The organism is Methylobacterium sp. TK26 (assembly GCF_055361565.1).
This window is the reverse complement of the sequence record NZ_CM143965.1, coordinates 4,040,797-4,054,405: the sequence shown is the minus strand read 5'-3', so window position 1 is coordinate 4,054,405 and position 13,609 is coordinate 4,040,797. Positions and strand designations below refer to the sequence as shown.

The window sequence follows — 13,609 nt, the reverse complement described above, 5'->3', positions numbered from 1 at the left end:
CAACCGCTCAATACAGCGGCGGAATCCGCACGTTCGGGATCGGGAAGCCGCTGAACAGCACCTGCCCGTTCACGAGCTTGAGCGGCGGCAGCGGCTTCAGGGGCGGGCCGGACCCGGCGGGGGCTTCCTCCGCGCGGGCGGCGCCGCGACCGAGGCCGAGCAGGCCGCCGACGAGCTGGCCGACCAGCGCCCCCTTCTCCGAGCCGAAACGCTGCCCCACGACGCTGCCGATCAGGGCATCGACGCCGGCCGCGCGGAGGTCGATCTGCCCGGTCGGGCGGTGAGCCTCGTCCAGGGCGACCTGACCACGGGCCTGGATGCGCTGGTCGCCCTTGGCGAGGGCGAGGGCGCCGATCTCCAGTATCCCGCCGGCCTGCCGCCACGTCTCCAGCTCGCGCGGCACCGCCCCCGTGCCGATCACCGTGGCTCGGGTGATCGTGGTGTCGAGGGAGGCGTCCACCGGCGCGGCGCTGCCGGTCAGGGCGTCGAGGTTCGGGATCGCGGCCTGGGCGAGTTGCAGGTTCACCTCGACGGCGCCGTCCGACTCGTAGCGGGCCGGCGAGGGCCGGGCGTGCAGTTCGAGGTGCTTGCCCTGCACAGTGATCGGCTGCGGCTCGGCGCCCGCGACGCTGACCTTCGGCCCGTCCACCACCAGGGAGAGGCGGGTGAAGCCTTCACTCGCCCCATGGAAGCTGCCCTGGAGCGCGCTCCACGACGCGTCGCCCGTGAGGGCGCCCTGCTCGGCATGGAACGGCCCCTGGCTCTCGAACACGATGAGGCGGGGCTGGTAGATCTGCGCCACCACCGTCGTCGGGCCCAGGCGGAAACTGCCGTCGGAGCGGGTGAGCGTCAGCGCGGCGCAGCGCAGTTCGATGCGGAACGGATAGCCGGTGAGGCTGCGGTCCTGGCAGGCCCATGTCCGCCCGGCGGCGGCCTCGCGGGCCATCCAGGCGTCCATCTCGTGCTCGGCCTTGCCGCGGATCCAGAACCACGCGCCGGACCAGGCCGCCACGAGGATGGCCAGGGCGACGTAGGGCAGGAACAACCCCAGCCGCCCACGCCGCCGGGTCCGCGCGATGTCGCTCGCGGGCCCGTTGCGGCCGTCCATCCCCTGCGTCATGCGCGCCGTTCCCCAAGGACCGTATTATCCGGCCCGCGGCCCTATCCCGGCGGAATGCGGCAGCGCAAGGGCCGTCGCGCTGCCGGTCAGACCTGACGGGGCTCGGCCGTCTCGGGGCGGAGATCGTCCACGATGGCGCCGCGCTCGCCCTCGTCCTCGGCGAGACGGTGGATGTGAAGCTCCGTCGCGCCGCTGCGGCGGGCCCGGTCGAGCCAGACCCGGCGCAGGTGCTCGCGCGGGCTCTCGCCCGAACTCGCCACCGAAACCATCTGCGCGATGCCCGACGCGTCGCGGCGCACGGCGATGGTCACCGATTCGGACATCTCGTCGGGGTCGAACTCTACCGCCGGATGGACGCCGACCACGTAGCGGCGGCCGGACCGCCCGCGCCACGCGGACAGCGCGAGCGCCGGGGAGCCGCGCAGGCCCTGGGCCGTTCTCAAGCGTTCCTCACGCACGTCCTGCCTCCGTAAGCGATCGTCCTTCAGGTCGCGGAGCGCGGCCGACCAGGACAGGGCCCGTCTGTTCGTCATTTGTTCTCAATTAGAACGTGTTTTCCACAGACGTCAAGGACGCTGTGGCCATGACCGAAAGATGGGTGCCGGGGGAGTTATCCACAAGGCCGACGGGCCCTGCGGCGGACGTCTCAGCGGCGCGGCGCGGCGGCCGGCGCCTCGTGTGACGAGACCGTGTAGCCCGCCCCGGCGAGGTCCTTGAGGCCGCTTCCCATCAGGGCGTTCGAGGCGGTCTCGATCCGCTCCTCGATCAGGGCCTGGAACTCCGCGCGGGGCAGGCCGGGGGCGATGGGCGGCAGGATGTCGATGATCGCCTTGCCGGGTCGGCGCACGAAGCTGTTGCGCGACCAGAACAGGCCGGTGTTCAGGGCGATCGGCACGCAGGGCACGTTCAGCGCCGTGTAGAGATGGGAGATGCCCTGCTTGTAGGCGGGGGGCGCCCCCGGCGCCCGGCGGGTGCCCTCGGGGAAGACGATGAGTTGCGCCCCGTCCTTGATGGCGGCGGCGGCGGCGGAATTCATCAGGCTCATCGCCCGCGTGCCCTTGGAACGGTCGATGGCCACCATGCCGCCCCGCGCGAAGAACCAGCCCACCAGCGGGATCAGGAGAAGCTCGCGCTTCAGCACATAGGCGAAGCGCGGGAACACCGTGCAGAGGGCCAGGGTCTCCAGCGCCGACTGGTGCTTGGCCGCGATCAGGATCGGCCCCTCGGGGATGTTCTCCAGGCCCCGGATCTCGACCTCGGTGCGCGCGACGACCCGCAGGAACCACAGGGTGATCCGGCCCCAGAGCCGGGCGACCCGCAGCACGCCCGGACGGGTGGCCAGCGCCGGCAGGCCGACGATCGCGACCACCGTCGTCGTGAGGTAGAAACAGAGATTGAAGGCGAGGGAGCGCAGCGCGAGCATCGCCCTCCTTTAGCGCGGCCCCTGCCCGGCTTCCAAGGGTGCGTTTCCGGCGCTGCGCCCGGCGACGAGCCAGTAGACCAGCCCGGCGCAGCCGCCGACGAAGAACAGGATGAGGGTCAGCCGCGCCTCGGCGGCGGCGAGGCCGCCAGCACCGGGCCGGGGCGAGCCGCGCATCAGCCAGGGCAGGGCCGCCGTGAGCAGGCCGCAGCCGCCGCCGTACCAGAGAAGGCCCCGCCGCCCCAGCGCCTCCCCCGTCACGCCGACGAGGGCGGGCGGCACGAAGAGCAGCACGAACAGCGCCTTGGCGAGCCCCGCCATCAGCAGGAGGAAGCCCTCCGGCGGGAGCCCGGCGGCCAGGTCTCCGAAGGCGGCGTCGAAGCCGGCGAGCGCGCCCTGCGTCAGCCACGCATTCGCCCCCGGATCGAGCAGGAGGGCGAGCATCAACGCGACGCTCCCCGCGACGACCGCGAGGAGCAGGGCGAAACCGCCGAGGAGGATGCGGCCGAGGAGCCGCATCAGGAGTGGGCGGGCGTGGCCCCTCCCGTCCCATGGTCGCCGTGGTCGGTCTTCTTGCGGCGGAAGCTGCCGAGCCAGATCGAGAAGTGCCGGATCACCACGTAGAAGACCGGAGTCAGGAACAGGCCGAAGAAGGTCGCGCCGATCATCCCGAAGAACACCGCCGTGCCGAGCGCTTGGCGCATCTCGGCGCCGGGGCCGGTCGCGATCACCAGCGGCAGGGTGCCGAGGATGAAGGCGAAGGCGGTCATCAGGATCGGCCGCAGGCGCAGGCGGCAGGCTTCCACCGCCGCATCGACCGGCCCGCGATGCTCACGCTGCTCGATGTCGTGGGCGAATTCCACGATCAGGATGGCGTTCTTGGCCGCAAGGCCGATGAGCACGATCAGGCCGATCTGGGTGAGGATGTTGTTGTCCTGCCCCCGGAACTGCACGCCGCCGAGCGCGGCGAGCACCCCCGTCGGCACCACGAGCAGGATCGCCAGCGGCAGGGCCCAGGATTCGTATTGCGCCGCCAGCACGAGGAAGACGAGGAGCACGCCCAGCGCGAAGACGTAGCCGGCCGTGCCGCTCGCCGCCTTCTGCTGGTAGGCGATCTCGGTCCAGTCGTAGGCGTAGCCGTCCGGCAGGGCCTTCTTGGCGATCTCCTCCATGGCGGTGAGCGCCTGACCGGTCGAGACGCCGGGCTTGGACACGCCCTGCACCGGCACCGAGTAGTACAGGTTGAACCGCTGCACGATCTGCGGGCCGCTCACGTTGCGCACGCTGGCGAGCGTGCCCATCGGCACCAGGGCCCCGGTCGAGGACCGGACCTTGATCTGCGAGATGTCCTGCTCGGTGGAGCGGAACTGCGAATCGCCCTGCAGACGCACCTGATAGATGCGGCCCAGCGTGTTGAAGTCGTTCACGTAGGTGCCGCCGAGATCCGCCTGCAACGACGAGAAGACGTTGGCCAGCGGCACGTTGAGCATCCGCGCGATGGTGCGGTCGATGTCGAGGTAGAGCTGCGGCGTGTCGTTGCCGAAGGTGGTGAAGACGCGCGTCACGTCCGGGCTCTGGTTGGCCTGGGCGAGCATCTCGCCGGTCGCGGCGAGCAGCTGGTTGATGTCGGAGGATTGGCGGCTCTCGATCTGCATCTTGAAGCCGCCGCCCTGGCCGAGGCCGCGCACCGGCGGCGGCGGGATGACGATGACCCGCGCCTCCTCGATGTTGGCGGTGGCCTTCATCACGTCGCCGGTGATCACGCCCGCGCTGCGCCCGTGCTCGGCCCGCTCCTTCGCCCCCTTGAGGGTGAGGAACATGACCGCCGAGTTGGTGGTGTTGGTGAAGGTCGCGCCGTCGAAGCCGGCGATGATCACAGCGTTGGTGACACCATCGACCTTGCGCGCCTCCGCCGCCGCCCGCAGCACCACGGCGGTGGTGCGGTCGAGGGAGGCGCCCGAGGGCAATTGCACGACGCCGATCAGGTAGCCCTGGTCCTGGTCCGGGATGAAGCCCGTGGGCGTCGTCTGCGCGAGGTGGAGCGTGCCCCAGATCACGCCGGCATAGACCAGCAGCATCACGCCGAGGCCGACCACGCCCCCGGTGAGCGTCCGGATCACCCGCCCGTAGCCGTTCGAGGTGGCGTCGAAGGCGCGGTTGAAGCCGTTCGCCAGCCAGTTCACGAACCGCGTGAGGAAGAACCGCGGCTCGGCCCGTTCATGGTGCGGCTTCAGGAGCAGCTTGCACAGGGCGGGCGAGAGGGTGAGGGAGTTGAACGCCGAGATCAGGGTCGAGGCGGCGATCGTCAGGGCGAACTGCTTGTAGAACTGGCCCGAGATGCCGGGGATGAAGGCGGTGGGAATGAACACCGCCGCCAGCACCAGGGCGATGGCGATGACCGCCCCGCCCACCTCGTCCATGGTCTTGTGGGCCGCGTCTCCCGCCGACAGGCCCTCGGCCATGTTGCGCTCGACGTTCTCCACCACGACGATGGCGTCGTCCACCACGATGCCGATGGCGAGCACCAGCCCGAACAGGGTGAGGTTGTTCAGCGAGAAGCCGAAGGCCGCCATGGCCGCGAAGGTGCCGATGAGCGACACGGGGATGGCGATGACCGGGATGAGCGCCGTGCGCCAGCTCTGGAGGAAGACCAGCACCACGATGACCACGAGGCCCACCGCCTCGTAGAGGGTCTTGTAGACCTCCTGGATCGATTCCTCGATGAACTCGGTCGGGTTGTAGGCGATGCGGTACTCGACGTCCGGCGGGAAGTTCTTCTTGACCTGCTCCATCACCTTCTTGACCGACGCGGCGGCGTCGAGGGCGTTGGTGCCCGGCCGCTGGAAGGCGCCGATGCCCACGGCCGGCGTGTCGTTCAGGAACGAGTTGGTCGTGTAGTCCTTCTGGCCCATCTCGACGCGGGCGATGTCCTTCACCCGCACGAGGCGCCCGTTCTGCGCCTTGATGATGACGTCCGCGAACTCTTCCGGCGTCTTGAAGCGCGCCTGCGATTGCACGACGAGCTGGAAGGCGGCCGTCGACGCGGCCGGCGGCGAGTTGAGCGCGCCCGCCGCGACCTGGACGTTCTGCTCCTGCAGGGCGGTCGTCACGTCGGTGACGGACAGGCCGTAGGCGGCGAGCTTGTTCGGATCGACCCAGATGCGCTCGGCGTACTCGTTGCCGCCGAAGATCGTGATGTCGCCCACGCCGTCGAGGCGCAGCAGCTCGTCGCGGATGTTCAGGTAGATGTAGTTGGCGAGGTAGTTCTGGTCGTAGGTCTTGTTCGGCGAGAGCAGGTGCACGACCAGCATCAGGTCGGGCGAGGCCTTGCGCACGGTGACGCCGAGGTTGCGCACGTCCGGCGGCAGGCGCGGCTGGGCCACCGACAGGCGGTTCTGCACCAGCACGTTCGCGATATCGAGGTTGGTGCCGACCTTGAAGGTCACGGTCAGCAGCATGTTGCCGTCGTTGGTCGACAACGACGTCATGTAGAGCATGTTGTCGACGCCGTTGACCTCCTGCTCGATCGGGGTCGCGATGGTCGCGGCCACGGTCTCGGCGTTGGCGCCCGGATAGGAGGCGCGCACGGTCACGGTCGGCGGGACGATCTCGGGATATTGCGAGACCGGCAGCGTCTCGTAGGCGACGAAGCCCAGGATCAGGAAGACGATCGACGTGACGGACGCGAAGATCGGCCGGTCGACGAAGAAGTGGGCGAAACGCATCGGTCGAACCTCATGGAGAAGCAGCGGCCCCTGCGGGCCCGCGGCGCCTCGTCCCGTTTCAGGTCTTGCTCGGCGGCAGTTCGGTGGTCTCCGGCGCGACCTTCACGCCGGGGCGGACCCGGGTCAGGCCGTTCACCACCACCTGCTCGTCGCCCTTCAGGCCGTCCTGGATCACCCGGTAGCCGTCGACCTTCGGCCCGAGCTTCACATCCCGCTGCTGGATCACGTTGTCCGGCCCCAGGACGTAGACGATCCGCTTGTCCTGGTTGGCCGCCACCGCCTCGTCGGGCAGCAGCACCCCCTGGGCGGGCTTCGTCGCCGGCATCGAGACGATGCCGAACAGGCCGGGCTTGATGAACTTGTCGGCGTTCTCGACCGTCGCGCGCAGCAGCACCGTGCCGGTGGCGGTGTCGACCCGGTTGTCCACGAAGTCCAACGTGCCCTTGCGGGTCGGCTTCGCCTCGCCCGAGAGGGCGATCAGGATCGGCACGCCCTTGCCCCGCTGGGTCTGGCCCATGCCGATGCCGAGCGAGCCCTGATACTTCAGGAACGACTTCTCATCGACGGTGAAGCTGAAATAGATCGGATCGAGGGACACGATGGTCGTCAGCATCGTCTGGTCGGTGATGACGATGTTGCCCTCGGTGACGAGACGCTGGCTGATCCGGCCGTCGATGGGCGACTTCACCTCGGTGAAGTTGTAGTTCAGCTGCGCGTTGTCGAGGGCGGCCTGGGCGCTGTCGACGTCGGCCTGCGCGGTCAGCGACGCCTGCCGGCGCTGGTCCGTGACCTGCTCGGAGATGTTGCCGCTACGCGAGAGCGTCTGGGCGCGCTCGAGATCCGTGACGGAGAAGTTCTGCCGCGCCTTGGCCGAGGAGAGAGCCGCCTGGGCCTGCTCCAAAGCCGCCTTGTAGGGCCGCCTGTCGATGACGAAGAGCACGTCGCCCTTCTTCACCGTCTGGCCGTCCAGGAAGTTGATCTTCTCCAAGTAGCCGGTCACGCGGGCGCGGACCTCGACATACTCAACCGGGTCGAAGCGGCCGGTATACTGGTCCTTCTCCACGATCTCGCGGACGACGGGCTTGGCCACCGTCACCTTGGGCGGGGGGCCGCCCGGAGCCTGGGCGAGGGCGGACGTCGCTGCCGCGGCAAAGCCGACGAAGAGCGAGAGAGTGCGTGCGAGCCGGCTGCGCATCGTTCTTTTGGGGTCCCTTGGCAATGGCGCGCTACTCCCGCGCCGGCCAAAACGCCCGTGCGCAACCACACATCACGGTGTTCGCATCACGGACGTTCAGGAAACTCTAGGCGATATCCTCGCCCGCCGAATACCAATCCTTGAATCCGCCCCGATAGTGCTCGGAGAAGTCGAGTCCCGCCCTCTGCGCCACGGCCATGGCCTGCACGGAGCGGACGCCCGCCGCGCAGGACAGGACGGGCCTGCGCCCATCGTTCCGCACCAGTTCGGCGAGGGCGGCGGGGTCGAAGTCCGAGAGGGGATGGGAGACGCTGCCGGGAATATGGCCCGCCTCGTATTCGTGCGACTCGCGTACGTCGATCACCAGGATCGACCCATCCGCGAGACCCTGCTTGACCGTCTCACGATCGAGGTCGACCACCTTCATCCGACGTCGCTCCGGCGCGTCTCATCCGTGACGCTGACGCTTTTTCATATTCGTCAGGGGCCGGCGACGCAACTCGCGCGGCGTCACAGGGCGGCCAGGGTCGGCCCCACCGCCGCGAAGTGCCCGGACCAGTCGGGCGGCCGGTATCCGTCGAGGCGTGCGGCGAGATCCGCCCGCAGGGGCGAGTCCGCCTCCATCAGACGCTCCACCGAGGCGAGCCAGCCCGGCCCGTCGAGGGGATCGTGGAATTGGGCGAGGCCCTCCGCAATCTCCCGGTGGGCCGGGATGTCGGAGGCGACCACCGGCAGCCCCGAGGCGGCGGCCTCGACCACCGGGATGCCGTAGCCTTCGGTGAAGGAGGGCATCAGCAGGGCCGTGCAGGAGCGCATCAGCGCCGCGAGACCATGGGTCGAGAGGCCGGAGGCCTCGATGACATGAGCCGTCACGCCGGGGCAGCGTTCCAGCATGTCGATGGCGCTCTCGGCCTCCCAGCCCCGCCGCCCGACCACGACGAGCCGGGGCGTCGCCGCCCCGTGCCGCTCCGCCAGCACCCGCCAGAGCTGGAACAGCAGGAGGTGGTTCTTGCGCGATTCGATGGTGCCGCAGGCGAGGAAGGTCGGCCGGGGCGGATGAAGGCGCGGCCCCTCCCGCCCGAAGGCCGGCTCGACACCGAGATGTCCCACCGCGACGGGCGGGCGCGGAAAGCGCCACGCATCGAGGAGGGCGAGCGTGCGACGCCCCGTATCCTCGGAATTGACGAGGATCGCCGCCGCGTGCCGCCCCACGGTGCGCATCCGGACCTCGTGCCGGGCGGCCTCGCCCGCGCGGCCATATTCGGGATGGCTGATCGGGATGACGTCGTGGACGAAGAAGGCCGCCCGCACGTCCCGCCGGTCGTAGAGCCAATCGAACCGGCCGGGCCTGTCGAGCCGCAGATGCGAGGTGTGGAGGTAGAGGCTGTCGCGCGGCAGGGCCGCGATGGACCGGGACCGGGCGAGGATCCGCGCCACGGTGCGGGCCTGGATGAGCCGCCGGTCCCGCGCGGCGGAGCCCGGCTTGCCGGCCGGTTCCCGCGCCTCGCCCGGCACCGGGGCCCCGAGGCGCGCGGCGAGCCGGCGATAGGCGGGATCGTCCTCCGCCGGGCGGTCCTCGATCCAGCCCGCCTCCACCGCCGCCACGATGGACAGTGCCTCCTCGCGCGGGAGCACGCGGGGGCCGAACGCCGTGGAGACCACGCCGACGCCGTCCTCCCGGCGGCCGAGGAACGCGTGCGCGTAGGCGAGATCGACCCGGTCGATCCCGGACGGGCTCGCGTGGCGCAGCCGGGTGACGAGGCGGGTGAGGTCGAAGGCGGTGGGGCGCTGGATCGTCACGATGGGTGCGTAGCCTCGCGTGCCGGGAGAGCGGGCTTCTGCCTACCCGCCCCGGCCGCGCGGGACCAGCGCCGGGGGTGCCCTCCGCGCCACCGGTTGTGGCCGATGCGCCGTCCCATGCATTTCAGGGCTTGCCTTGCCCGGCGCGGAGACGCTAAGAGCGCGAACCCTTCGGGGCGTCGGAGTGTAGCGCAGCCCGGTTAGCGCACTAGTCTGGGGGACTAGGGGTCGTGGGTTCGAATCCCGCCACTCCGACCATTTTGCGACCCGAAACAATCACCTGATGTCAGATCGGTGATTGTTCGGCCCGCAAGACTTGGTCTGCGATCTTGCTTCCCGTGCCTCTCGCAATCGCTCGCACGGGCCATCTGATCTTTCCAGACCTTATCGAACCGCGAAAGCGTTCCCCAGTCGTGGCTTTTTGCCGGCTAATTCGGTCTCGGCACGGCCCTGCGATCCCAACAGTCAAGCTTCAAGCGGAATCGCTGCGTGACTTTATCGACGCGGCAAAAGTGATTGCGCGCCGCGCGGATACCAAGTTATCATGATCGATACATTTCGCCCCACGAGGCGAAATGATCAATTCGGTCGCCAAGATATTTGCTGATGAACATTATCGCAAAGTTTGAGCAGATCCGGGCTATCTTCGCGGCCAGCTCAGAACCGATGCCACTCATCCTCGACCTGATGCGAGTGAAGCGCGCTAACTATCGAGCCGAGTGTCGCGGCATCAGCTTCGAAATTCAGGCCAATACGCATGAGTGGTATACGCTCTATGAGAATGTGATCCGCGAGGATTACTTCTCTGATGGAATATCCCTCAGTGAAGGCGACACCGTCATCGATATCGGTGCCAACTTCGGGTCTTTCGCGGTCCTGGCGTCCAAGAAGGTCGGGCGGACCGGGCGGGTCATCGCGTTCGAGCCCAATCCCGACGTGTGCGAACGTCTCAAGCACAATGTCGCCATCAACGCGCTGTCCAACATCGATGTGCGCAACGAAGCGGTCTGCGGCCACGACGGCGAGATCGTTCTGCTGCTGCAGGAACGCTCGTCGCTCACCACGATGTTCTCGAACATCGACCAGCGCGAGAGCAACGATGTCCGACCGTTCACGGTGAAGGCCGCCGGCATCGTCACCATCCTGCGTTCGCTCGATCGCCCGGTCGCTCTCCTGAAAATCGATTGCGAGGGCGCCGAGTACGATATCTTCACGGCCCTCGACCGCGACACGATGAAGAACGTGCGCCAGATCGCGATGGAGCTTCACACGATCGACGGGCATAGCGACAGGGAGATCGTCGACAAGCTCACCGATTTCGGCTTCATCGTATCGAACAAATACCCGATGCTGTTCGCCAGCAGGCCGAACTAGAACACCACTTCGGTAGAAGGGAATTCGATCCCGCCCCTCCGGCGTCGAACGGCCTGCCAGTAGCCAAGCCGGCGACGCTCGGCCATGACTGGCCATCCGCCGCAGGGGCGGCAGGCGGGATCGGGAAGGGGCATGGCCAGGGAATCGGGGCCGTCGTCGCGGAACAGGTCGGTCATCGACGCCGATGCCGTCAGGGTCAGCGATCTCGTTCCGCGTTTCGGCTTCCAGGCCGAATCCCTCTCGCCCGAGGACAATGCCGGCGTGTGGCGCGAGGCGGTCGGCACGCTCTTCGATGTCGAGGACCTGGCGCTGGGCGAGCCAGGCCCGTTCCGCGCCGACCTCACCAGCTTCGCCCTCGGGTCGGTGCTCCTCGGCACGACGCGGGCGAGCGGCCAGCGCTTCCGGCGGACGGTCGACACCATCGCGCGCAGCAACGTCGATCACATCATCCTGCAGCTCTACGTCCGTGGCGGCTTCGAGGGCGTCGCCGGCCAGCGGGCGATGCGGGTGCAGCCCGGCGACATCTGCCTGTTCGATCTCGCCCAGACCCTCGACACGCGGGCGAGCGCCTTCGAAAACGTGACGATGGTGATCCCCCGCCCCAAGCTGGCGGCCCACCTGCCGAGCCTCGAAGCGCTTCACGGGCTGGTCATCCCGGGGACCGAAGTCGCGGGGGCGCTGATCGGGCGCCACCTCCAAGCCCTGCTGGAGGTCGCCCCCTCCATGATGCAGACCGAGTGCGAGATGGCCGTGGAGGCCTCCATCGGTCTCATCACCGCCTGCCTGCGGGCCGAATTACAGCGCGCCGACCAGGGCGCCGGCACCGCCGGGGAAGGCGACCGGCTCATCCGCATCAAGCAGCATATCGAGGCGCGGCTCGGCGATGCGGAATTGTCGGGCGAGAGCATCCTGCGCCAGCTCGGCCTGTCGCGCTCCGTGCTCTACCGGCTCTTCGCCCCGCACGGGGGCGTCGAGGCCTATATCCGCAGCCGCCGCCTGCACCGGGCCTTCTTTGATCTCACCGCGCCCGGCGCGCGGGCGAAGGATGTGGCCGGGCGCTGGCAGCTGGGCGCGGAAGCGAGCTTCCACCGCGCCTTCAAGGCCGCCTACGGCATCACCCCCAAGATGGCCCGCGCGGTGGCGCAATTGCCCCGCAGCGCCAGCCCCGACGACCCGCAGACGCCGCGCTCGGTGCTGTCGCGCTGGATGCGCGGCATGGCCGCGCCCTACGGTCGCTCCGAGAATTAAGACAGCAATTTTTATGTATTAACCGCAGTTTCGTTGATAATGAACAATGGGATAAGCTGATCGTTGACAGGTATCGGCAGCACACAACCGGTGAAGCCCATGCCTCATTCGATCTTCATCCGCGAACGGAAGGCTGAAACCACGCGGCCTCCCGAACTGATCGCCTACGACATCGACAGCGTGTCGCTGGCGAACCGCCTCGTGCGGCGGCTCGCCAAGTCGTTCCGAGCCAACGGGCACGATCCCGAGACCGGGCGCCGCTGGTTCCGCACCAAGCGCAGCGTGTTCGACATCTACCGCTGGCAGCAATAGCGCTCAGGCCGCGTCGAGTTCGCCTCGGAACAGGGCTTCCATGTCCCGGCGGACGCGGATCGCCTCCTGGCCCTCGTCGTAGCTCACATCGCTCCAGCGCACGGGGCGCCCGGCCGGGACGTCGTTCCGCAGCACCATGTTGTGGGCGAGGCCGATCGGCAGGGCGTCCTGCGCCAGCGCGTCGGCGGCGGGCATCAGCTTGCCGTAGACGGTGAAGCCGCCCTCGCCGTCGAGCCTCTCGCCGGCCTTCAGGGCGCGCTTGGCGGTGGCGGCCACGTCGCCGCGCCATGCGGTGGTGGCCCCCGTCGCTTCGCCCCGGATCGCGATGGAGGCGACCGAGAGGCCGAGCTCCAGCCCGATCAGGTGATAGGGCTTGTAGGTCGCGGCGTAGCGGCCGGTGCTGTCGGTCTTCAGCCCGTATTGCGCGAAGCAATCCGCGACGTAGCGGCTCGGCGCCTCGAACACCGCGTAGACGCCCCAGCGCAGGTCGCGGAACACCGGGCGCCCGTCCCGTTCGAGGGACGAGACGACCTCCACCGTCCCCTTCTCGGCGAGGATGCCGCCGTCGGAGACCGGCCGCAGCAGGGTCGGCAGGTCGTCCACGCCGCAGGCCGGGAAGGCGAGGCCGTCGCGCGGGGGCGTGAGGCCGCAGGCATTGGCCACCGCCGCCATCTCCAGCGCCGACTTGGTGCCGTCGAGGAAGGAGTTGAACATCTGGCGGTTGAAGTCGCCGCCGGCCACCTGCTCGTCGGTGAAGCCGTAATGGCCCCACACCGTGTCGGGGGTGGAGGCGTGGTAGACCGGCAGGTACTTCGTGCCCTTGCCGGCGCAGACGACCTCGAGCCCGATGGTGCGCGCCCAATCGACCAGTTCGGCGATGAGCGCGGGCTGGTCGCCGGAGGCCATGCTGTAGAGGATGCCCGCTTCGGCGGCCTTCCGGGCGAGGTAGGGTCCGGCGAGGACGTCGGCCTCGACGTTGACCATCACCACGTGCTTGCGGTGCTCGCAGGCCTTGAGGACGTGGTGGATGCCCGCCGCCGGGCTGCCGGTGGCGTCGATGACGATGTCGATGAACGGGCTGGCGATCATCCCGTCCGCGTCGTCGGTCACGCAGGTCGTGCCCTCGCGGGACGCCTGTTCGAGGCTCGCGGCCCCGAACCGCTCGTCGGCCCAGCCGACCCGGCGGAGGGAATCCATGGCGCGCGGCGGCGAGAGGTCGGCCACCGCGACGAGGTGGATGCCGGGGGTGCGCGGCGCCTGCGAGAGATACATCGAGCCGAACTTGCCGGCCCCGATCAGCCCCACGCGGACGGGCCGCTTCTCCTGCGCGCGACGCTGCAACTGCGCGAACAACGACATGGCCTCTCCTCCCGGATTTTTGCCGAACGGTGCAGCACGATCCGGGACGGGGAGCA

General features: G+C 68.9%; 12 protein-coding genes and 1 tRNA gene. 4 read left to right on the top strand and 9 right to left on the bottom strand.

Translation table 11 applies throughout. The features are described 5' to 3' along the window. Positions 1-7 precede the first annotated feature (7 nt). The 8 genes from ACXJ1Y_RS19765 to ACXJ1Y_RS19730 all read right to left on the bottom strand — a co-directional run bounded on the left by ACXJ1Y_RS19765 (position 8) and on the right by ACXJ1Y_RS19730 (position 9,254). The gene (locus ACXJ1Y_RS19765; protein ID WP_463847797.1) at positions 8-1,120 is read right to left on the bottom strand and encodes a DUF2125 domain-containing protein; all 1,113 of its coding nucleotides are present in this window, start codon (positions 1,118-1,120) and stop codon (positions 8-10) included. Positions 1,121-1,206: 86 nt separating this feature from the next. Continuing rightward, positions 1,207-1,653: a hypothetical protein gene (locus ACXJ1Y_RS19760; protein ID WP_463847796.1), complete on the bottom strand. Its 447-nt coding sequence runs from the start codon at positions 1,651-1,653 to the stop codon at positions 1,207-1,209. Between the two features lie 113 nt (positions 1,654-1,766). Further along, positions 1,767-2,543: a lysophospholipid acyltransferase family protein gene (locus ACXJ1Y_RS19755; protein ID WP_463847795.1), complete on the bottom strand. Its 777-nt coding sequence runs from the start codon at positions 2,541-2,543 to the stop codon at positions 1,767-1,769. Between the two features lie 9 nt (positions 2,544-2,552). Beyond that, on the bottom strand, positions 2,553-3,059 hold the full coding sequence (locus tag ACXJ1Y_RS19750; protein WP_463847794.1) for a hypothetical protein: 507 nt from the start codon (positions 3,057-3,059) through the stop codon (positions 2,553-2,555). Beyond that, positions 3,059-6,265 (bottom strand): efflux RND transporter permease subunit, encoded by a 3,207-nt coding sequence (locus ACXJ1Y_RS19745; protein WP_463847793.1) that lies wholly within the window; start codon positions 6,263-6,265, stop codon positions 3,059-3,061. Before ACXJ1Y_RS19745 ends, ACXJ1Y_RS19750 begins: the two co-directional genes overlap by 1 nt. Positions 6,266-6,323: 58 nt before the next feature. Continuing rightward, entirely contained in the window at positions 6,324-7,460 is a 1,137-nt protein-coding gene (locus tag ACXJ1Y_RS19740) for an efflux RND transporter periplasmic adaptor subunit (protein WP_463847792.1), read from the bottom strand. Between the two features lie 106 nt (positions 7,461-7,566). Next, positions 7,567-7,887 carry a rhodanese-like domain-containing protein gene (locus ACXJ1Y_RS19735; protein WP_463847791.1) on the bottom strand — a complete coding sequence of 107 codons (321 nt, stop codon included), beginning with the start codon at positions 7,885-7,887 and terminating at the stop codon, positions 7,567-7,569. An 83-nt stretch (positions 7,888-7,970) separates the two neighbouring features. Beyond that, positions 7,971-9,254 carry a glycosyltransferase family 4 protein gene (locus tag ACXJ1Y_RS19730; RefSeq protein ID WP_463850182.1) on the bottom strand — a complete coding sequence of 428 codons (1,284 nt, stop codon included), beginning with the start codon at positions 9,252-9,254 and terminating at the stop codon, positions 7,971-7,973. 186 nt (positions 9,255-9,440) lie between these two features. Between ACXJ1Y_RS19730 and ACXJ1Y_RS19725 the strand changes: the two genes are divergently transcribed. The 4 genes from ACXJ1Y_RS19725 to ACXJ1Y_RS19710 all read left to right on the top strand — a co-directional run bounded on the left by ACXJ1Y_RS19725 (position 9,441) and on the right by ACXJ1Y_RS19710 (position 12,194). Then, positions 9,441-9,518, top strand: a tRNA-Pro gene (locus ACXJ1Y_RS19725). Positions 9,519-9,866: 348 nt separating this feature from the next. Further along, entirely contained in the window at positions 9,867-10,634 is a 768-nt protein-coding gene (locus ACXJ1Y_RS19720) for an FkbM family methyltransferase (protein ID WP_463847790.1), read from the top strand. 132 nt (positions 10,635-10,766) lie between these two features. After that, a complete protein-coding gene (locus ACXJ1Y_RS19715) occupies positions 10,767-11,882 on the top strand; it encodes an AraC-like ligand-binding domain-containing protein (RefSeq protein WP_463847789.1) in 1,116 nt (371 codons plus the stop codon). Positions 11,883-11,981: 99 nt separating this feature from the next. Beyond that, positions 11,982-12,194 carry a hypothetical protein gene (locus ACXJ1Y_RS19710; RefSeq protein WP_243958874.1) on the top strand — a complete coding sequence of 71 codons (213 nt, stop codon included), beginning with the start codon at positions 11,982-11,984 and terminating at the stop codon, positions 12,192-12,194. 3 nt (positions 12,195-12,197) lie between these two features. On the opposite strand, the gene ACXJ1Y_RS19705 is transcribed toward ACXJ1Y_RS19710, so the two are convergent. Continuing rightward, complete coding sequence (locus tag ACXJ1Y_RS19705; RefSeq protein WP_463847788.1) at positions 12,198-13,553, bottom strand: NAD(P)H-dependent oxidoreductase; 1,356 nt, start codon at positions 13,551-13,553, stop codon at positions 12,198-12,200. Positions 13,554-13,609 lie beyond the last annotated feature (56 nt).